Annotated in this window: 16 protein-coding genes and 1 pseudogene; 10 read left to right on the forward strand and 7 right to left on the reverse strand. The window is 36.0% G+C overall.

Going from position 1 to position 20,718, the window contains the following annotated elements:
• Positions 1-102 precede the first annotated feature (102 nt).
• Positions 103-1,380, forward strand: coding sequence for a hypothetical protein (locus NYE49_RS02745; protein WP_047182134.1), 1,278 nt, complete (start codon positions 103-105; stop codon positions 1,378-1,380).
• Positions 1,381-1,683: 303 nt separating this feature from the next.
• On the opposite strand, the gene NYE49_RS02750 is transcribed toward NYE49_RS02745, so the two are convergent.
• Complete coding sequence (locus NYE49_RS02750) at positions 1,684-2,142, reverse strand: SMI1/KNR4 family protein (RefSeq protein WP_047182136.1); 459 nt, start codon at positions 2,140-2,142, stop codon at positions 1,684-1,686.
• A gap of 12 nt (positions 2,143-2,154) precedes the next feature.
• The gene (locus NYE49_RS02755; protein WP_047182137.1) at positions 2,155-3,951 is read right to left on the reverse strand and encodes a T7SS effector LXG polymorphic toxin; all 1,797 of its coding nucleotides are present in this window, start codon (positions 3,949-3,951) and stop codon (positions 2,155-2,157) included.
• Positions 3,952-4,193: 242 nt separating this feature from the next.
• Here NYE49_RS02755 and NYE49_RS02760 point away from each other — a divergent pair, with 242 nt between their 5' ends.
• On the forward strand, positions 4,194-5,492 hold the full coding sequence (locus NYE49_RS02760; protein ID WP_250540419.1) for a DUF3427 domain-containing protein: 1,299 nt from the start codon (positions 4,194-4,196) through the stop codon (positions 5,490-5,492).
• Positions 5,493-5,789: 297 nt separating this feature from the next.
• Positions 5,790-5,948: a cystatin-like fold lipoprotein gene (locus NYE49_RS02765; RefSeq protein ID WP_250540421.1), complete on the forward strand. Its 159-nt coding sequence runs from the start codon at positions 5,790-5,792 to the stop codon at positions 5,946-5,948.
• A gap of 305 nt (positions 5,949-6,253) precedes the next feature.
• Here the strand turns inward: NYE49_RS02765 and NYE49_RS02770 are convergent, their stop codons facing one another.
• Positions 6,254-6,742 carry a DinB family protein gene (locus NYE49_RS02770; protein WP_174616604.1) on the reverse strand — a complete coding sequence of 163 codons (489 nt, stop codon included), beginning with the start codon at positions 6,740-6,742 and terminating at the stop codon, positions 6,254-6,256.
• Positions 6,743-7,203: 461 nt separating this feature from the next.
• On the opposite strand from NYE49_RS02770, the pseudogene NYE49_RS02775 reads away from it, so the two are divergent.
• From NYE49_RS02775 to NYE49_RS02795, 5 genes and pseudogenes are all read left to right on the forward strand, one after another.
• A pseudogene (locus NYE49_RS02775) lies at positions 7,204-7,555 on the forward strand (tetratricopeptide repeat protein); the annotation flags it as partial.
• A 10-nt stretch (positions 7,556-7,565) separates the two neighbouring features.
• Positions 7,566-7,685, forward strand: coding sequence for a hypothetical protein (locus tag NYE49_RS02780; RefSeq protein ID WP_047182139.1), 120 nt, complete (start codon positions 7,566-7,568; stop codon positions 7,683-7,685).
• A 198-nt stretch (positions 7,686-7,883) separates the two neighbouring features.
• Positions 7,884-8,408 (forward strand): NAD(P)H-dependent oxidoreductase, encoded by a 525-nt coding sequence (locus NYE49_RS02785; protein ID WP_045206853.1) that lies wholly within the window; start codon positions 7,884-7,886, stop codon positions 8,406-8,408.
• A gap of 745 nt (positions 8,409-9,153) precedes the next feature.
• On the forward strand, positions 9,154-12,903 hold the full coding sequence (locus tag NYE49_RS02790) for an isopeptide-forming domain-containing fimbrial protein (protein ID WP_158336007.1): 3,750 nt from the start codon (positions 9,154-9,156) through the stop codon (positions 12,901-12,903).
• A 6-nt stretch (positions 12,904-12,909) separates the two neighbouring features.
• Entirely contained in the window at positions 12,910-13,482 is a 573-nt protein-coding gene (locus NYE49_RS02795) for a class D sortase (RefSeq protein ID WP_047182140.1), read from the forward strand.
• A gap of 429 nt (positions 13,483-13,911) precedes the next feature.
• On the opposite strand, the gene NYE49_RS02800 is transcribed toward NYE49_RS02795, so the two are convergent.
• A complete protein-coding gene (locus NYE49_RS02800) occupies positions 13,912-14,940 on the reverse strand; it encodes a fatty acid desaturase (RefSeq protein ID WP_047182141.1) in 1,029 nt (342 codons plus the stop codon).
• Positions 14,941-15,658: 718 nt separating this feature from the next.
• On the opposite strand from NYE49_RS02800, the gene cspC reads away from it, so the two are divergent.
• Positions 15,659-15,859 carry a cold shock protein CspC gene (cspC, locus tag NYE49_RS02805; RefSeq protein WP_003234247.1) on the forward strand — a complete coding sequence of 67 codons (201 nt, stop codon included), beginning with the start codon at positions 15,659-15,661 and terminating at the stop codon, positions 15,857-15,859.
• Positions 15,860-16,548: 689 nt separating this feature from the next.
• On the opposite strand, the gene NYE49_RS02810 is transcribed toward cspC, so the two are convergent.
• Both NYE49_RS02810 and NYE49_RS02815 read right to left on the reverse strand, forming a co-directional pair.
• Positions 16,549-17,010 carry a CarD family transcriptional regulator gene (locus NYE49_RS02810; protein ID WP_029317377.1) on the reverse strand — a complete coding sequence of 154 codons (462 nt, stop codon included), beginning with the start codon at positions 17,008-17,010 and terminating at the stop codon, positions 16,549-16,551.
• 653 nt (positions 17,011-17,663) lie between these two features.
• Positions 17,664-18,551: an AraC family transcriptional regulator gene (locus NYE49_RS02815; protein ID WP_047182142.1), complete on the reverse strand. Its 888-nt coding sequence runs from the start codon at positions 18,549-18,551 to the stop codon at positions 17,664-17,666.
• Between the two features lie 113 nt (positions 18,552-18,664).
• Between NYE49_RS02815 and NYE49_RS02820 the strand changes: the two genes are divergently transcribed.
• Positions 18,665-19,624, forward strand: a complete 960-nt coding sequence (locus NYE49_RS02820) for a DMT family transporter (protein WP_047182143.1) — start codon at positions 18,665-18,667, stop codon at positions 19,622-19,624.
• 151 nt (positions 19,625-19,775) lie between these two features.
• Here NYE49_RS02820 and NYE49_RS02825 read toward each other — a convergent pair whose 3' ends face one another.
• Positions 19,776-20,648, reverse strand: a complete 873-nt coding sequence (locus NYE49_RS02825; protein ID WP_047182144.1) for a GyrI-like domain-containing protein — start codon at positions 20,646-20,648, stop codon at positions 19,776-19,778.
• Positions 20,649-20,718: the final 70 nt, after the last annotated feature.

Raw genomic sequence — 20,718 nt, forward strand, 5'->3', positions numbered from 1 at the left:
AAGGGGTTAACCCTTCTTTTTTGTGTTTTTTTGTAAAAAAAAGAGTATAATATTACTAGTACAATAGACTGTTTATTATATGAAAAAGTTGGAGGCGTTTCTATGAGCAAAATAAAAGCAAGTCAAGTATTCACTCCGGGTTTGGTTCCTGAGTATACATACAATGATAGGAAAGAAAAAAAACTTGAAAATGATCTTCAAATCGAACTAGAGTTTGGAGGAAAGATAATAGTTCTATCAGGCCCTTCTAAAATTGGAAAAACAGTTTTAGCGAAAAAATGCTTGCCGGCTGACAAGGTGGTCTTTATTCAACCAAGTGATTTAAAAGGGGAAATCCTAGAAGAAGTTATAGCATCTTTAATTGAGGTTCCTAGTAATGAAACTAATACAGTTAAAACTAAAGGTGCTGTTGATACAAATATTTCTGCTGGAGTAGAATTATCTATGGGGAAAACATTTCTTCATTTTTTTAAAGCTAAGTTTAACAGTTCAGCAGGAATTAAAGGTGAAATGAGAAGTGAAAATGAAGTTACTCAAGAATATAAAAAAAGTTTGCTCAAACAAACGACAAAGTATCTAATAGATAATGATTTTATATTAGTATTTGATGATTTTCATTATTTAGAACCACACGAACAAACTGAAATAATACATAAGTTAAAACCATACATACTGGAGAAACTCCATGTTTGTATTATATTAATTCCTAATAGAGGTGAGGATGTAGTTAAAGCTGAAAGAGATATGGAAGCTAGAATTAAGAACATTAGAGTACCTGAGTGGGAAGAAAAGGAACTAGAGTTCATACCGACATCCGGTTTTGAAAAATTAAATATTCTGCTTGAGGAAGATGTTATTAAATCTTTCATAGAGAACAGCTTTAAAAACCCTTATCTTATGCAAGAGATTTGTGCACATTTTTGTAAAGAATATGGAGTACGAGAGCAATTTGATAGTGAGTATAAAATTAATTTAGATTCCAAGGATCTGAAAAACATTTATTCTAACTTGCCTCAAACTAATGTAACCTTGTTAGAGCGATTAAAAAACGGAAAAGTTACTAAAGGTCAAAAAAGAAACTTGTATAATATGTTAGATGGTTCAAAGTTAGACTCATATGAGATTATTCTTAAAGGACTTGCAAAAGTAGCACATCATGAAGAGATCCCTATTAAATCCTTTGTAAAAGTAATAAACGACTTATGTATTCCGACAGAAAAGGATATATCTAGAAGTCATACAGTATATACATTAAATAAAATGGTTGATATCTGTAAGGAAACTTCTCCTTTAGAGCCTGCTTTAGATTATAATACTGATACAGAAAAAATTATTATGAACGATCCATTTTTTCGTTTTGGTGTTAGATGGCAGGTATAACTTTAATTGCAATGATTTATTTCACATAACATCAGAAATTTGGAGAGATACAGGACTCGATTTAGAGGAAGGTACAAAACCATATTAGTAACTTTATTATCTTTGCTTTAGAGTTATAAGTCTCTATAGTATCTATTCAAATTTAATCATTACCAAAAACTCATAAAAAACGTAATAAATGATGGGAATGAAAAAGGAATTGCCATGAATATAGATTTCAAAAGGTGAGAGTCTATCTTAGAAAACCATACCAAAACATCTTGGTATGGTTTTCTAACACCTTTATTTTGAGAATTGTTAAGATTAATCTCCCCAATCCTCATCTTCATCTAAGTCCTCTTTACCTTTTTCAAGTCGCTGAAGAAAAAATTCAAGAAAATTACTTGCAGCAGTAAAACCATATCCTTCATGGTTATCCCAAAGAATAACTGGACACTCTCCATCTACCATTCTGTTTGTATCAAGACAATAAGAGAATTCATCTATATACTCTATAACAACAAGACCTGGTATAAGACCGTAAAATGTTCTGTATTCTTTTGTTTGCTCTACAACTTCAGCGCCTTCAGAGTCATAACCAAGGATCATTGTTCCGTATGCACCACCAGAACCATACTCTTTTAAAAACCATTTATAACTTTCGGGGAGAGAAACTTCAAGTTCTTCTTCTATCTCAAAAATCTCTTTCTCGCTGACTCCTCCAGTGATGATAGAGAATTCTTTGTTTTCTTCTAAAAACTTTTGTATTGTTGAGTAATCCATAACATTCACCTCTTACTGTTGTTTTTCAAATTGTTGTGCTCTCCACTTCCAATATCTCTTTCTAAAACTGTCGTATTGAGCAGAAAGTTCGGGATTGTTTCTAAAACTTTGCCCGTTTTCCTTTAAACCATGGAGAATATTGTGATATTTTTTGTGCAGGCTTTCAGGAACTTCAACCATTGTACCAGGTTCTTCTTGGATTAAATGATGTAGGTTTATTTGTGTTCCGTCCTTTGCAAAAGGTGCATTGCCAAGTTTCATTAATTGAAGATTTGTTTGGCCTTTACGATTTTTTTGATTTAGGTCTATATCTTTTAACATATACACTTTTCGGCTTACGTCTTTTATATTTCCTTTAGCTTTCACTTTTCCTTCTATTTCAGCAGCAGTATATTTTTCTTTATTTAACCAAGGAACATCAATGTATTTCCCCGTAAAAGGTTTTCGAGTTACATCAGCTACCTTTTTGGAAAACTGATGAAATGATTTTTTATAACTCTCCCCATCTATTGTGTTGAATGGAAAAGTCCCTGAACCACCAGCCATTGCATACTGTTGTTCAAAAACATTTGGTATTTTAACGTATTCGCTACCTTTTTTTATTCCTGCTTTTGAAGCTTCAAGTGTCTTAATTGCAGCAACTTTTGAACCGGCTTTTGCAACTTTGGATACTTTATCAATACCCTTCGGACCAACTATTGCAAGAACAACAGTACTGCCTACATAGGAAACCCATTTTGCTCTGCTGTAGCTATCTCCATTAATCATATCACGTTGAAATGTGTCTTCTATGTCTTTTGCTATGATCTTATAAGTATCGATTGGATGTAAGGCTGCGTTCACAGTTCCAGAAAGTGATTCAATCGGGTGTCTTGCAAGTTGATAGAGACCCATCACTGTATCTTTACCTGCTTCATACATTCCCACTGCAATACCTTTTCCAATTTCAGCTTTTTGTTGGAGTTCTTCGAGTTGGCGGAAATAAACTAGCTGCTCAGGTTCCAAATTCTCGTATCCTATTTTCTTCGCAATTTTTAAATACTCGTCTGGATCTGTTACCTTTACAAGCTGCTTTTTCAAATCTTTTATTTCACGTTTGTTAGCTTCTTCTTTTTTTATCTTTAAATATGCTTCAGATTGCTTTTCGATATTGCCTTTTTTCTTATGTATATCGCTCTCACGATATGCCTTGGCATTATAGTGAAGGGGTGTAGCATTCTTGCCCTTACCTGTTGATTCCTGTAACTTTTGAAAGTCTGCTTTAATGAATTGTTCGTTAGGTTCAGTTATTGCATATTCAGTTTTTAAGTTTTCGTCCACATCGCCTATTTTATCAACAGTCTTTTTCCGTTTGTTTTCGGCAGAAGAGAGCTCATCCTTAAAAGTCTCTGTTGAAAATAAATCAAGTGGAAGAATGTCATCAATGTCATTCAGAATATCTTTCATTGCTTTCTTCTGTTCAGACATAATTGATTTTGATTTTTTATATGCGTTTGCTAGTTCATGTTCTAAGAATGATTCTTCGACATATGCATCGGATAGGCTGGCATCTTCTAGAACACCGGAGATACTAGTAAGGAAAGCGATCTTCATTTCAATTAAATCAATCCATTGATCAGTGACACCCACATGATCGTGATAAAATGCTTTGATATTGTTTGCTCCCTTGCCAGAGAACTCACTGTCATCCAGATCAGCAACAGCCTTAAATGCTTTTCTTAGCTTAATCATTTGATTTTTCAATTCTTTATAATCTTTTGCTCGATTTTCAGCTTCAGATAACAAAGACTTAGCTTCAAATACCTTCATTGTCCAATCCTTTCAGTGATTTTATATCTAAATATTACCATGGAATAGATGTGAAAGTTTTAAAAAAGTTTAAGGGGAGAGAACGAATTTTTAGATCACTTGGCATAATGTAAGTTGGAGAAGTAACAGTTGTTTATATTCAAAATATATTTGTCTTTCATTTTTGAAACGGAATCAAAAACATTTAATTAAATTCCGAAGATAGTGTTAGGAAGACTGTATAATAAAAAGAGATACAGAATATGGGGGAACTAAAAGTGAGTTTAGGGAAAACAATTGCACTAAACATAAAAGAAAAACAAGCCATTAAACCGACAGGGTTCTGGACATTTTTCTGTAACCCAAAGGTTTGGGCTATTGATGATTTTTTGAGTTCGAACCAAATAGAAGATACATTTTCCATTACAAGTTGGCAAAAAGAGTGGTTTAAGGAAGGTCAACAAGGGATTATTAGAGTTGGACATGATAACCGGAATAAAGAAATGTTAAATGGTAAACCAAAATTAAATCGAGGTATTTATGCGGTAGTAGAAATAACGGGAAAACCCGTCTACTCATCTGATAAGGATGAAAATTATTATTATGAAGAAAGTGATCATTTCAATTACCGAGTACCAGTTAGATACATAAAGAATTTGCTGCATTCGCCAATCTTACTTGAGGATCTAGACTTTGAAAATGATGAATATGATAAATACTTAATAAAAGGATTTCAAGCCTCATCAATGCCGTTAAATCCAAAAACATTTACAAAAATAACTTCATTGATTCATAACACTGATGCACATCCTTTGAAAATTGGAGAACAATACTCAAGAAAAGATATATACAAGATTTTTAACGTACCAGAAGGTAAACAGGGCGGGAATTGGAACACGGGGTATACTTCATTTAATAATGACGTATTTGTCTTTGTTAATATAAGTTCAGCCGGAAGAACGGGGCATGATTACGACAATAAATTTATCGGAGATGACCTTCAATGGTTTGGTAAGAATAGTCACTCATTACAAAATGCTTCTATTCAGTCTATGTTAAAACCAAAAGGTAATATTTATATTTTCACACGTGAAGATAGTAATATTCCCCTCTTTACTTACCAAGGAAATGCCAGAGTAAAAGAATTTCATGACACTAAGCCAGTCAAAATTATTTGGGAATTTAATGATGAAAAAGAAATCCGACATAATCAAATGGCTGAAGAAATTGATAACCCAACAAGATATATAGAAGGAGCCACAAAAAAGGTCTCAGTCAACGTCTATGAGAGAAATCCCATGGCAAGGAAAAAGTGTTTAGAGCATTATGGTTTTAGTTGTGTCATTTGTGGGTTTGATTTTGAAAAGGTATTCGGAGAATTGGGTAAAGGCTTTATACACGTACATCATATAATTGAGTTAAATCAGATAGGCAAGGAGTACGAAATTGACCCGATCAACGATTTACGACCAGTTTGTCCAAATTGTCATGCTATGTTGCATAAGAAGAAACCAGCTTTCACAGTCGAGGAGTTAAAAGACATTATAAACGATAATAGATAAAAGCAACCATTACTTTAATCGGGGGGCTACTCCATTTTTACTCCTGAATATGAATTAACAAGTGTAAGTGCGCATAATCAAAATAAACAAACACTGATATATAAAGGTTTTATAACAGAAAACGCAGATTCACTTTATTGAGGGCCTAGTGGGTGAATAACCCGTGGAGGTTCAAGTCCTCTCGACCGCATCTCAATAATACCAAGGGTAGTTGACCTTTGGTATTTTTTTATGCTTATTTTTAAATTGTCTAGATGATGTAATCAATATAAAGAAAAACTAGATGACAGTGACCTCATATATAAACGAGACAATGCACTTGTTAGAGTTTATGTCGGAGCCAAATATATTCAATTTGTGTTTTATCCTCTGAAAGATGCTTTTCGTGAACTGACATCGTATCCTATTAATGAGAAAGTCGGCGAAAAGTATCGAGAGATGGAGGTATGCCAATGAACGATGAAAATGATCGACTCGGCTTATAACAGCAGACTATGAAGAAGCAACAGGTAAAGAAACTAAGTTAGAGGAGTATTAACCATGTGTTTACTTCTCAGCTTCGAAGGGAAAGCGCAAAAGGCGTTAGTTCAGCTTTAATGTGTTTTTAGAATGCAGATCCTTTAGGGCTCAAAGAAACTTAAACAAATAGAGGGGCTTTAATCCTTTTTGGATCAATGCCCTCTGTGATCTTTACCCAATTGAACGAACAATATCAACAAACTCGCTGATAATGGAATAACTGTAGAGCTAATGAGGCTTTTTTAAAAGCTGCGTTTCCTTGCCCAGGCTCCTTGCATTTTACTGAGGAATACAATTTGCCCAATATGATATGCGTTGTGAATTGCTAAACTCTTCAGTTCAAGCACTAATGGATTGTCAGCAGGAATCGGTCTATATAAATCTTCTAGTTCTGATTTTGCTAGTATTTTTTCAAGTTCACGATGAACAGAAAAGTATTCTTGTTTTGTTTGCTTCCAATTTTGAAAGGTCTCAGTTGGTAATCGATATGTAGCGTCATTATTTTCTGCCTTTGGTTCATTTGCTGTTTCACCAAGAAAGCGTAACAGAATTCTCTTTTCATAGAAAAGTAAATGACAAACTAATTCCCAAATGGAATGTGCCTCCTCAACTGGTTTCCAAATTGCCTGTTCCAAAGAAATATTCTCTAATACTTTTTCAAGTGGTGGAAACCAGTCTTCTTTATCTAAGCAGCTTGCCCATTGTAGTAACAAAAGTGTCCTTACATCCATTTTCTATTCGCTCCAATCTTATCCCTTTTAATAGATAATCCCTTCGGTCAATATTCATTTGCGGAGTGTTGTTTTGGCATAACTTACAATTTCGAGATGAACCATCTGATTACCTTCCATACTCCACAATGAGGAGTAACTCATGTATTTACTTCTCTTTTTTTGTGTCTATGAAAGGATTGCTGCCGTGATGTGGCGTCAAGTCGCAAAAGTATTGGTATAACCTCAAAAAAACCGCAAAGGAGTAGATATAATGTATCTTTTTGCAACTTCATCTTTGTAAAGTAAAGGGTGTTCGTACATAATACAATTAATGTAAATATTCAAATAATTTATGTAAGGATGGGAATTTTCTTGCGGGGTGTTTTCTTAGATAAAGATAAAATTCCGTACGGCATAGTCACGAAAAAGTAAATGAATGGTATACATCAATAAATAATGTTCAAGAAGCAAGCAGAGATTATAGTTTCCTAACAAAGACTTTATTCACTTTAACTTACGTTGAAGCAAAACAACCAAATTATGATGTTGCTTTGACATAACTTTAGGAAAGGCCGATTTATTGCCGATAAAAGTGATGATAAGGAATACTCAGCGAAATTCAAAATATTAGAGGGATTATTTTTTTCTCATGGAGAGACTCAATTAATAGAGAATGCATTTTCATATTTGGGTTCGAGGAAGATGTTTGCTGATGTTGAAAATTTTTCGATTGAAGTCGCTGATTATTATCATAAACAAGGAAATTTAATGCTCTCTAATGAATATTATCGCATGAGTATTGAAGCAAGACGAAAAATTAAAAAAAGGTGAGATTATTGATTTGAAAATCAGCCTGGTTCTATTGGCAGCAGTCATTTTAAGTAGTGTTTTTTCAATAACTTATTTGCAAAGTAATCTTAGTACAGAAGTCAAAGTGGCTGCAGATAGGGTAGGCGCATGAGGGTACTAAAAAGGCTTAATCTTTATTAAAAGGTTAAGCTTTTTTGGACTATAAATGTAATCGGTGCCCAATTAGTTGCCCTGAATTCATGAAAAGGGATAAAATAGGTGTAAATAAAGTTACTATTTTAAAATTAGAATCAATTCATTATCGTAAAAGCAATAATAACTACTCGGCGAAGAAAGGATAATCAGTCAAATGAAAACATTAGTTATCGTTATACACCCTAATTTGGAAACGTCTGTTGTCAACAAAACCTGGATGAATCGTTTAAAGCAAGAGAATGACATTACGGTTCATGACCTGTACGGTGAATACCCTAATTTTATCATTGATGTAGAAAAAGAGCAGCAGCTCCTGTTAGATCATGAGCGTATCGTTTTTCAGTTCCCAATGTATTGGTATAGCAGTCCCGCGTTACTCAAACAATGGGAAGATGATGTGTTAACACATGGCTGGGCTTATGGAACTGGAGGAACTAAATTGCATGGAAAAGAACTACTCTTAGCTATCTCCTTAGGCGCACAGGAATCTGATTATCAAGCAGGCGGAGAATATAATATCACGATCAGCGAGCTTATCAGACCGTTTCAAGTCACTGCTAACTATATAGGAATGCGTTTTCTTCCTGCGTTTACACAATATGGGACACTTCACCTTTCAAAAGAAGATGTTAAGAACAGTGCGGAGAAATTGGTTGACTATCTTAAAGCTGAGCATTGAACCGATATTCGCGAGGGAAGCTGAAACAAATTATGTGTTGTGAAAATAAGGGTTTGCGATAGATTTTAATCAAACGTTATTTCCAAAGTTACATCGAATAATGAATGCAGGGGGGGCATAGAGCGAGGGCTTAAAACTAATTACAGCAGGGCAATGAGTACATATTTCTTGATGAAATGTAGAGTTCCTTGGTCTCTAATAGGTGCCCAATTTCTGCCCAGAATTCATGAAAAATGATGAAAATAAGTATAAATAAAATAAACAGACGCTTTGAATAAAAGCTTTTGTAACTCATGATATGTTTTTACTAGGTTGAGGGACTCGAACTCTCAAAGAAGATACCAAACTATATTGGTATCTTTTTTTGTTTTTGCATCAGAGTGATCAAATGTTTCTAGATTGATGATGTTGATGCCCGGTTTCGAACAGATTTAAACAATAAAGGACTATTTATCATTTACAAATTACGACAAATACTTCATGTTTTTTGTAATTCAACCTTATTTTATGACAAATATATGAATATTTTGTCACATTGTAAAAGATGTACTTATTTAATATATTTAGAAAAAAGAGAGGGGGACCATATAAAGAACGAGAGTGAAATTCAGAGAGAGGGCTTTTTGCCCAGATTCAGAAACCAATTTTGTAAATGTAAACTTCTTTTAAAAATGGTATTTGGGGTGGGGTTATGAGGAAAGCTTTTTTACCTAAGTCTTACAAGCAGCAATTCAGGAAATACTTCATGTTGTTAGCAATCATATTATTAATCGTAAGTAACCTGTTTACTGTTTTGCCTAACACAGTTAAAAAGGCAAAGGCTGTTACTGCGGATAGTAAGTGGCTAACCATGAAATATGATGGGTTTTCCACTGATACTGCAAATCAATTGTTTTATTTAAATGGTTCTGCACAAGTTCCTAATGGGACTGATTTTATACGGCTAACACCAGCATCTGAAACACAAGCTGGGGCAGCTATTAATAAAAATGAGATTTGTCCAAAAGACAATTATTCATTTAGCACAGCCTTTTCGTTTAAAATGAGTAATCCTGGCCCTAAAGGTCCAAGTGACGGGTTAACTTTTACCATACAGGGTGATACAACCAGCTCACTAACTAATGGAGGAAGCCTAGCGTTTTATGGAATTAAACCGAGTTTTACTATTAAATATGACACATTCCTAAACACAGGTTATGGCGATCCTTCTGCAAACTATATCGGACTAGCAGAAAATGGCGATCCGGTTAACAAAGCTGGCTGGTATACTGACCTAGATCAATATAATACAGCTAATGGTACAAACTACGTTTTATCTAACGGAACCCAGTATTATACGTGGATCGATTATGATGGCCTAACTAAGAATGTTCAGGTTCGTCTTGGTACATCACCGGATAGGGCAAGTTCTAAACAAATTTTAGATGTAAATGGTATAGATCTTGGTACTGTATTTAATGGAAAACCTTTTTATGCTGGTTTTACTGGGTCAACAGGATCTCCAAATTATGAGACTCATGATATCTATAACTGGTATTTTGTAAATCACTACAACCCTATTGAGACGCTCAACCAGCAAAATGATTATAAACAAGCGCCTAGCACTGTAAAGGTAACGACTGATCAATCAAATCAGCAAGGGGGATATAATGTTACTGTAACGTTGCTTGATCCACTAGGTAATCCGGTTCAGGGGGCACCACTTGATTCTTTTACTGCTTCTAGCGGAGAGTTAACTGGACCTAACGGAGAAGCTGTAACAAGTTTAGTTTCTGATGCAGATGGGAAAATTCATGCGATATTGAAAAATGCTGATCATTCTAAAGACATTACAATATCGGCATCCAATGGCTGTGCAAATGATTCTGGTACAATTCCAGCTGGCAACAAGCCACCAACTGCCCCGGATGATTCAAAGACTACAACGGTAAATACGCCGGTCTCCGGAGAAGTAAGCGGGTCAGACCCAGATGGTGATAGTTTAACTTATAAAGAAGGTAAGCAACCAAGCCATGGGACGATTAAAGTAAATGATGACGGAACATGGACCTATACACCTGATAAAGACTATTCTGGTGACGATTCATTTACGATTATTGTTGATGATGGATATGGTGGGACGACAGAAACGACAATCACAATTCACGTTAATTATAACCCTCCATCACTAGAGTCGAAAAAAACTGCGGATCTGAAAGAAAAAGCAGCAGGAAATAAGGATGCTGATCATCCAGAAGTGGGAGACACACTGCTTTACACTATTCAGACTCGAAATACGGTTGAAAACAGTCTTGTGAAAAATCTTGTGATCTCGGATTCTCTTCCGGAAGGATTGGAATATGTTCCAGGAACATTAAAAGTAGATGGTACTGGAGTAAGTGATACCAAGGATGATGATCAGGGGTATTACGTCGACGGAAAAGCTACAGGCGAATTTGGAAATGTAAGCGATACGAAATGGCATGCTGTGACATTTGAAGCCAAGGTGCAGCCGGGGCAATCGGGTAAGGATATTGTTAACACAGCAAGCGTGACAGGGGACAATATTGTTACTCCGGATAAACCAAAACAAGAAGTCAAAGTGTATCCGCGAAATCCTGAACTAGAGTCAAAGAAAACATCTTCTATTCAGGAAAAAGGTGAAGGTAATACTGATGCAGATCATCCTGAGGTGGGGGATACACTTCTCTACAAAATTCAGACTCGAAATATTTCTGAAGACAGTCTAGTAAAAAATCTCGTCATTTCAGATGCAATTCCAGAAGGGCTCGAGTATGTCCCAGAAACATTAAAAGTAGACGGCACTGCGGTAAGTGACTCAGAAGGCGATGACCAAGGTCACTACGCAGACGGCAAAATTATAGGAGATTTCGGTGAAGTCACTGACAAGGAATGGCATAATGTCACGTTTGAAGTGAAAGTGAAAACGGGCCAAGCAGGTAAAGACATTGTCAACACTGCGAATATCAGCGGTGATAATGTCGACATTCCTAACAAACCTAGTAACGAGGTCAAAGTATATCCGCGTGATCCTGTTTTAGAGTCAGAAAAAGCGGCGAAGAATTTTGACTCGGCTAAAGAAAAATATGAAGTAGGCGACACTGTAGTCTACACCATTAAGGCACGTAATAAAATAACGGAAAGTACCTTAGAAAATCTTGTGATTTCAGATGAGCTTCCAGCTGGTTTATCATATGTAGATGGCAGCTTAAAAGCAAGCAACGGCGGGGAAGCAACAATCAAGGACGGCAAGGTTACTGCTAACTTTGGCGACGTCACTGACACTGAGTGGCGGACTGTGACATTCCAAGCGGAAATTGAGTCCGGATATGCGGAAAAAACGATTAAAAACGTGGCAACCGTTGACGGCGGCAATATCGATTTACCGGATAAGCCCGAAACAAGTATCAAAATTGATCCTAAGGATCCAAAATTAGAATCAAAGAAAACAGCCTCCATTAAGGAAAAAGCTGATGGAAATAAAGATGCGGACCATCCAGAAGTGGGAGACACACTTCTTTACACAATCGAAACCCGAAACACGATTGAAGACAGCCTTGTCAAAAATCTTGTCATCTCGGATTCTCTTCCGGAAGGATTAGAATATGTTTCGGGAACATTGAAAGTAGATGGCACAGAAGTAAGTGATGATCAAGACGACGATCATGGATATTATGCCGACGGTAAGGTGTCAGGTGAGTTTGGGAATGTAACAGATACGAAGTGGCACTCTGTGACATTTGAAGTAAAAGTGAGGTCTGGTCAAGCAGGTAAAGATATCATCAACACTGCAAACATCAGCGGCGACAATATCACAACTCCTGATAAACCAAGCCATGAAGTGAAGGTATATCCGCGAATTCCTGTTTTAGAATCAGAAAAGACAGCGAAGAACCTTGACACAGACAAAAAGAAATACGAAGTAGGCGACACTGTTGTTTACACGATTAAGACCCGTAATACAGTATCCGATGGTAAAGTGAAAAATCTGGTTATTTCAGATGAACTTCCAGCCGGATTGAAGTATGTCGAAGGCAGCTTGAAAACGAGCAACGGCGGAGAAGCAACAATCAAGGAAGGCAAGGTTACTGCTAACTTTGGCGATGTCACTGACACTGAGTGGCGGACTGTGACATTCCAAGCGAAAATTGAGTCCGGATATGAAGGCAAGACAATTAAAAACGTGGCAACTGTCGAAGGCAGCAGTATTGATAAGCAGGATAAGCCTGAAGCAGACATTACAGTCCAACAGAAAGACCCTGTATCTGACAAACCAGAGGTACCTGGAAAACCAAGCAAGCCTAATAACCCAACTAACACTAGCAATCCAGAAAAGCCAAACCAAACTGAGCCTACAACTAAAGATCAGGGAAGTGACACAGGAAATGAGCTTCCAAATACAGCAACAAATACGTATAATCTGATCCTTGTTGGTTTGGTATTGTTAGTAGCAGGAACTGCACTCTGGTACTTTAGAAGAAAAAGAAATGTCTGATGTTGCATGAAGAAATATCTTCCTATATGCATCATTATTGCTGGACTCGTTTTTACAGGTTACGGAGTCTGGAAAGTGGTGGACATCAATCATAAGACAGAACAAACTTTAGATGAGGCAAAACTTGCACTAAAGAGCCCTTCTAAAAAAAGCGGCGGCTCAGATAAAGAAGAATTTAAGCCTAAGTTCGGAGAGGCGGTTGGCATTCTGGAGATTCCAAAGATCGACGCAGAGCTTCCGATTGTAGAGGGAACCGATGCGGATGATTTGGAAAAAGGAGTCGGCCACTACAAAGGCAGTTATTATCCAGATGAAAACGGGCAAATTGTTCTATCAGGTCATCGGGATACCGTCTTCCGCCGAACGGGTGAACTGAAAAAAGGTGATCAATTAAAGGTTGAGCTGCCATATGGAAGTTTTTCATATGAAATAGACAAAACAAAAATTGTAGACCAAAAAGATAAGTCTATTATTACATTGCAGCATAATAAAGAGGAGCTCATTCTTACAACTTGTTATCCCTTTTCATATATCGGTAATGCGCCGAAACGATATATTATTTATGGAAAACGGATATGAGAACAAAGATTAGGCTGACGATAATTCGTCAGCCTTTTTATAATAAGAAAGGAATAAAATTCTTAATCAAAATAGGTGAAAAAAGTAAGGACATTCATTGGTTTTGGCTCACCATTTTTTAACCATAATTGATGTAAACGTATAAAAATGATGAGAAATGAATATAAGGAGTGTAATGAAAACAAACTTTCATAACCAATGATATGGATTTACTATGTTGAGGGCCCAGTGGGGTGAATAAACCGTAAAGGTTCAAGTTCTCTCGGCCGCACCCCAATAATACCAAGGGCTTAACCATCTTTGGTGTTATTTTTTTGCGGAAAATACGGCAACAAATGTACCGCATTGTGGAGTCCACTAAAAAAGTGCTGACTTCTGCACAACATCGTTGCGCGAGTCTGCACTTTCTGCGATTATGGGGAGTTTATTTTAATCCGTTGTTAGCCGCGCCGATACTTGGCTTTTAGAAGCTTTTTTTAAGTGGCTAAAACCAACAAATTTTTTGCCTTCTTCATCCCATAGGCGGAACTTTAATGATTTAAGGCTTGTTGCCAGTGTAATGGTCGGAACGTTTTGCAATGGTTCAGTGTTGTTATGCACTTTTTCAAGCTTATAGTTTGGGACTCTCGGGCTTAAATGATGAACATGATGAAAACCGATATTGCCTGTTAGCCACTGCATGACTTTTGGAAGTTTATAAAAAGAGCTTCCTTCAACTGCTGCTTTTACATATTCCCAATGCTCATCTTCTTCAAAATAAGAATCCTCAAACGTATGCTGAATATAAAACATCCAAATTCCGAGAGTGCCCGATATCATAAAAATCGGCACCTGAACCAGCAGGAAGTTTTGCCAGCCAATAGCCCAACATAAAAGTGCTGCCAAAGCGACGATCCCCAGGTTCGTTACATACGTATTCATCCGTTCTTTGCGTTTTGCTCCTTTTCGATTAAAACGATTGGCAATCCCGAAAACGTAAATCGGCCCAATAATAAACATAACAAACGGATTTCTGTACAATCGGTACATTATTTTTGTCTTAGTTGAGGCTTCCTTATATTCCTCAACCGTCAGTACCCAAATATCGCCTGTACCGCGTTTGTCCAGATTGCTGCTTGTCGCATGATGGACAGAATGATCGTGTGCCCAATGATCAAAAGGATGCAGAGTCAGAATTCCTGTTAATGTTCCAAGGATTCGATTCGCCTTTCTGTTCTTAAAAAAGGAATAGTGGCAGCAATCATGAAAGATGATGAAGGTTCTCACTAAAAAACCTGCCGCAACTACAGAAATCGCTAATGTAAGGAAATAAGAAATCGACAAGCTCTTATATGCCAAACACCATAACAGGAAAAATGGTACCAATGTGTTAATGATTTGACAAATACTTTTGTGTAAATCGGATTTTTCATAAGGTGTAACCAGTTTTCTCAAAGTCCTTAGGTTTTGTTCTTTCATATTCAAAAGTTTCCCCTTCCCTGGTGATCTTCTAAGTGTAGAAAACGTTTTATAGCCTTTGAAGGCCCAACGTTATACACACCATATATGATAAGTATTCTTCCCATTCATCTGTAAAATTATTGGAAATAATAAACTGATTTCCAGTTCAATTACATCATTTATTAGCAGAGTCAGCCGGGATACAAAAGGCGTATGAAGATTATACCCAGCACTTTATCGGGTCAAACTCTCTCAATGCTCCCCCATGGGGATCGATTTATTTAGACCTTGAACATTGATTGTTTGAAGAAAAAAGGAATGAAGTAATGGGGATATCCATGAGTGACTGTTTGGAAACGTCTGCAGAAACAAAGTTTTACAAGTGAAAAGCCCTGCTTTTAAAAGATTATCTTGCTCTTGAACAAGAAACAGCTGAGCTTTTCATTAATGAAGTACTATTAAGCAAAGAAAGACACTCGTGATTCACTTTTCACGGTGTTTTCAAACCAAAGTTTTTAATAGGCCTCTTACTCTGCGCTGGTATACACATGTTTAACAAATAATGCCATGAATAAATCGGAAATATAATTTGCAGTTATTTCCGATTCCTGATATAATAAAGAAGAATTATTTTTGTTCGGTGTAAAGGATAGTATGAATATTGACTTTTCGTCTTGATGATACTTTGGGCAAGGATAGTATATACTGTGTGGTTACACACTAGGAGGCAACAAAAATGGAACAAGGTACAGTTAAATGGTTTAATGCAGAAAAAGGTTTTGGCTTTATCGAACGCGAAAATGGAGACGATGTATTCGTACACTTTTCTGCAATCCAAAGTGACGGATTCAAATCTTTAGACGAAGGTCAAAAAGTATCGTTTGACGTTGAGCAAGGTGCTCGTGGAGCTCAAGCTGCTAACGTTCAAAAAGCTTAATCTTCAATCGTTTATACAAACAGGCTCTTTATATAGGGCCTGTTTTTTTATGTCTATATCATACTCAATAAAAAACCCTACTCAACGTTCGAGTAGGGAGATGCTACAAGGTAATAGAAAAAGATTTAAAACTTCAAAGGTTTGTTTACAGTATAACATACTGGATTGACAATATGCGGAATGTATATAAATTATTTAATGTTTTGTTCAAATATAACTCTTTGTTTTTTCACTAACCTGCTCGTTAATTTAAGTAAGATTAGATAAATTATAAAAATGGTTTCATTTGGATGTTACCAACTCGCATATCTCTTTTATGAAAAGAAGATAAACAATTATTATTCAATGTGGCAGTGGATATAAGAAATTCTTAAAAATAATGAGGAGATCGATTGTTTTTTCTCCTGGAAATAATCACTTAGAGATACCTAAAACAATGAAAGCCCTACCTCTCTTCCATCCTTACGGCTCCTTGTCCGTGCCAGTGTGAATCAGGATACTAAAAACAAGTGACTATTTTATTGAGTTTTTTGGTAAAACTTCAATCTTCGCAGAAGAAATGTAAATAATAAAAATGGATTAGAATGTAGGAATAACAAAAGAGGTCGTTAATATTCTAAACATAAGTTGGAGAAGATTTGCTTTTTATCATAATATTCCGAAATATTTTTCGGGATGCAATACACTATCTAACCGAAACTTTTTATTTGATTTTCAGTGATTCCTTTAATTACTTCCAGTTCACTAATCAAAAATTCATATGCATTATCCAGCATTTTTTTTTCGCTTGCATTAAGTGCTTTTTCTTTCTTCATACGCATTAAATCACGTACAACTTCAGCGCCTTCTTGTATTTCACCCGTTTTTATTTTGTCCGTGTTTATTTTATACCTTTGCTTCCATGGCAGTAACCTATCTGATTCTCCATGCTGAAAAATGTGCATAATGTGTTTTAATGCAAGTATATCGGTAACTGGTCGTATATTCGAACTCAATATTTTACGCGTTGGAATCATAACTGTCATATTACTGATTGACATTCTTATGACATAATACTGTTGTTTTTCCTCTAAGAATTCTTTTTCTTCTATGGCTTCAATTATACCTGCTCCGTGCATTGGATAAACAATGTTATCGCCAATTTGAAACATATCATCCACCTCCATATATGGTAACCTTCTTAAGATTACCATATATGGAGGTGGAATATCAAACTTTTAATAATAACATGATCGAATTTTTGATGTCAATAACTTTTTTTAATAAAACAGATCGAGCAAAAACAACATCAAAACAATAGGGGAAAGGTCAATTGATCCGTGTATATCCTGAAACCTCGACTAATTAACATAGATCAGTTTTTCATTGAAAATGAGTTATTCAATTTCCTTTGTAATTCATGACTGAGCTCAATGACATCACAGAAATGATTTGAGTAGATAAGAAGGAACGATATTCGTGAAATGTCAGCTAAAAATATTTTAAAACACATGATTGAGGATCGTTCTCAAATTGATATGGATAACAGCCCACTTACTTAATGATGCATTTTCACTTATCTTGCGGACAGAAAAAGGTTTGCTGATATTGAACATTTTTCCACCGAAATTGGCATTATTATCAAGGAAATTGACAACCTTCAAATGGGTATTGAGGTGAGAAGAAAAATAAAAAAAGGAGAGATAATAAATGAAGACCAGAACAAAAAGAAGTAAGGGGAAAGAACAAGGTTAATTGAAAAGCAAACTATATAAAAATAGTTTGCTTTTCTTTTTGTTATGAATTCACTTCTTTTTCTTTCTCTTTAATGACTATGTCTCATATGAATATTTTTGTATGATAATGGCGTCATATTCATCGCTTGTTGAAATTTACTTATGAAATAACTGGTACTGTTAAATCCAACTTGATAAGACACTTCTGTCACATTGGATTCAGGGTGTTGCAGTAATAATAAGCTTTTTTGAATTCTATAATCCATTACATAACGTAATGGCGTCTTATTCAGCATTCGTTTAAAATAACGGCAGCACTCAGAACGGCTCAGTTGGCCAGCTTTTGCAATGTTCTCTAATGTGATTTTTTCAGCATAATGGAGATGAATCCAGTTTAACATTTGTTTCATTCGATGACTTTTTATCATTTCAGATTGATCGTACTCTAATTGAAAACCATTAACGACCAGGTTTTTCCACATTAACGTTAATTGCATGGTAATGTCAATCTCATAGAGCGATGTCTTTTGTTGAATGAATTGATTTATTTTTTTTACAGCATCTAGAATATTTTTTGCCCACTGTTGATTTCCATCCAAAAATAAATAGGGCAAATTGGTTGAAAACATATAGGGCTGAACATAGCTTGAATACAGTTCCTGAGATAAAACGAAATGGGGTGACACATTCAAGCAAATATACGTACAATCCGAGCCTTCCTTTTCTTCGGCCATGTGCAGGCAGCCACTATTGATAAATAATCCATCCCCTTCGTGAACCTCTATTTTTTCTTCATTTATTTGAAAGAGAGCTATCCCTTTTAGTATCAAAACAAATTGGATTTCATCATGCCAATGAAGCGGAATATAGCCATTTATATTTTGATTGATCCTTGTCTCGTAACAGGCAACCGGTAATTCTACCGTTCGGTGCTCTGTTAATTCTTTTAAATTTTGATCGATCACGAAATTCTTCATTCAGACATTCTCACCTCAATATATTTATATTTTTTCATTCGATTTGAGTATTTTTTATGAGGTTATGCATTTATCATAACACTATTATTATATTTATTAGTGAGGAGTCATGTATGGATACTTCCAAAAGAGGAATGGGATTGGTCTATGTTATAACAGGGGCGACATGTTGGGGAATTGGAGGCACAGTAGCCAAAAAACTTTTTCAAGAATATCAAATTGATGTCAATTGGCTTGTAACGACACGTTTGCTTACGGCTGGAATGTTGCTTTTAATGCTGCAATTGTTCAGAAAGGATCGGTCTCAGGTTATTGAGGTTTGGCAAAACAAAGCGTCGGCTGGCCAGCTTCTTATTTTTGGCCTATTGGGAATGCTAGCTGTGCAGTACACATATATGGCATCCATTCAACATGGGAATGCTGCCGTTGCTACATTATTGCAATATTTATCCCCAGTAATCGTCATTATCTACACGCTTTTACGAAAACAAACGGCTCTTACCAAACAAGATATCATTACTGTTGTACTTGCTTTAGTGGGTTGCTTTTTTTTGTTAACAAATGGTTCAATGTCTCAACTTTCAGTGCCGGCAGCTGCAGTAGTATGGGGAGTTTTATCAGGATTCGCGGCAGCTTTTTATACTTTATATGCCGTTGGTTTATTAAATAAATTTGATTCTCTTGTCGTTGTAGGTTGGGCTATGATTATTGGCGGTTTTGCATTGAGCTTTATCCATCCGCCATGGCAACTGGATTTTCAACGATTAACTGCTGAGGCGTATGCATATATTTTATTTGTGATATTATTTGGAACAATGATTGCGTTCTGGTTCTTCATAAAAAGCTTGGAAAGCCTTTCTCCCAAAGAAACAAGCCTATTAGGCAGTTTAGAACCTCTATCCGCTGTTGTAACAACTGTCGTTTGGTTAAAAGCGCCATTTGGTTCTTTTCAATGGATTGGTGCTATTTGTATTATAGGGATAACTTTAATATTGGCTTTACATAAAGAGCCTTCTATGCAGAGTGAAAAATCTTTATTAAAGATTAGGAATCATGCAAATAGGGATATATAAAGGCTTTTTTGCTTACATGAACGGTCCGGCAATGAAAAACACTGGTGGAGTTTGAGCCCTCTCGGCAGTATCAAAAATACCAAGGGTTTTGACACCCTTGGTATTTTTTCTTCAAGAACCTTCAATTCTTCTTCTCTGATCGAAAAACGTATTACTTTTTTGTAATTGGTATCCAAATTTCACTTTTAAAAGATGGTGATGTTACATCCTTATGCTCGTTCCACAGTATTTCTGGGCCTTCTATTTGTTCATAATTTGACGATGGAAACCATTCGGAATAAATGCGTCCCCATACTTCTTGCAGTGTATCCGGAAATGGTCCGATTGATTCGAATACAGCCCATGTTGAGGCAGGAACTTCAAGCCGCGAGAAGTTATCTGGACACTGTTTCGTTGTGGCTGCGCCAATATAGTGATCGAGCTCTCCGTTTTCCTCTGTCCGACCTTCAGAAAAATTCGTGGATGCACTAATGAGTCCTGATGGTGCTACATTAGAAAGCTCTTTTAGTTTATTTATTGCTTTTTCATCTAAACTTTCCCACATAGATGCAATTTCCGGATTAATCCCTTTGAAAATAATAGGAACTCTTTTTTTAATGCCAACGATGCGAAATGCCTCTTTTTCTTCAATACGGTAGTTCATTTCATTTCCTCCTTTAATTGTTAGCTGGAAGGTCATTCGTGGATAAGCTTTAAGGGAATGGCCATTAAGTCTGGCTTTTGATGGGTTTATGCCATGTAAATTTTGGAATGCCCTTGCAAAAGAATCTGGTGAGTTATAACCGTACTTTATTGCAATATCAATCACTTTTACATTGCTGTCTTTCAGTTCAAAAGCTGCAAGAGTAAGACGTCTGCGACGAATATATTCCGATAATGAAATACCTGCAAGGAAGGAAAACATCCTTTTAAAATGATATTCAGAGCAGAAAGCAAGCTTTGCTGCCTCTTTAAAATCAATATCATTAGTGAGGTTTTCTTCAATATACGTTAACGCCCTATTCATACTTTTAAGCAAATCCATTTATTTGGCCTCCTTTAACCAAAAGAATAACAGGAGTGAAATGTATTTATCCGACATTCTGTGCACAGTT

It is taken from the genome of Bacillus sp. FSL L8-0358 (assembly GCF_038593095.1).
Classification (GTDB): domain Bacteria; phylum Bacillota; class Bacilli; order Bacillales; family Bacillaceae; genus Bacillus; species Bacillus subtilis.

What these genes read in the sequence shown, in the direction of transcription:
- NYE49_RS02760 (WP_250540419.1), top strand. Translation starts at nt 4,194, where the DNA reads ATGGGGGAACTAAAAGTGAGTTTAGGGAAAACAATTGCACTAAACATA.
- NYE49_RS02795 (WP_047182140.1), top strand. Translation starts at nt 12,910, where the DNA reads ATGAAGAAATATCTTCCTATATGCATCATTATTGCTGGACTCGTTTTT.
- NYE49_RS02815 (WP_047182142.1), bottom strand. Translation starts at nt 18,551, where the DNA reads ATGAAGAATTTCGTGATCGATCAAAATTTAAAAGAATTAACAGAGCAC.
- NYE49_RS02755 (WP_047182137.1), bottom strand. Translation starts at nt 3,951, where the DNA reads ATGAAGGTATTTGAAGCTAAGTCTTTGTTATCTGAAGCTGAAAATCGA.
- NYE49_RS02785 (WP_045206853.1), top strand. Translation starts at nt 7,884, where the DNA reads ATGAAAACATTAGTTATCGTTATACACCCTAATTTGGAAACGTCTGTT.
- NYE49_RS02800 (WP_047182141.1), bottom strand. Translation starts at nt 14,940, where the DNA reads ATGAAAGAACAAAACCTAAGGACTTTGAGAAAACTGGTTACACCTTAT.
- cspC (WP_003234247.1), top strand. Translation starts at nt 15,659, where the DNA reads ATGGAACAAGGTACAGTTAAATGGTTTAATGCAGAAAAAGGTTTTGGC.
- NYE49_RS02750 (WP_047182136.1), bottom strand. Translation starts at nt 2,142, where the DNA reads ATGGATTACTCAACAATACAAAAGTTTTTAGAAGAAAACAAAGAATTC.
- NYE49_RS02745 (WP_047182134.1), top strand. Translation starts at nt 103, where the DNA reads ATGAGCAAAATAAAAGCAAGTCAAGTATTCACTCCGGGTTTGGTTCCT.
- NYE49_RS02810 (WP_029317377.1), bottom strand. Translation starts at nt 17,010, where the DNA reads ATGTTTCAAATTGGCGATAACATTGTTTATCCAATGCACGGAGCAGGT.
- NYE49_RS02790 (WP_158336007.1), top strand. Translation starts at nt 9,154, where the DNA reads ATGTTGTTAGCAATCATATTATTAATCGTAAGTAACCTGTTTACTGTT.
- NYE49_RS02825 (WP_047182144.1), bottom strand. Translation starts at nt 20,648, where the DNA reads ATGGATTTGCTTAAAAGTATGAATAGGGCGTTAACGTATATTGAAGAA.
- NYE49_RS02820 (WP_047182143.1), top strand. Translation starts at nt 18,665, where the DNA reads ATGGATACTTCCAAAAGAGGAATGGGATTGGTCTATGTTATAACAGGG.
- NYE49_RS02770 (WP_174616604.1), bottom strand. Translation starts at nt 6,742, where the DNA reads ATGGATGTAAGGACACTTTTGTTACTACAATGGGCAAGCTGCTTAGAT.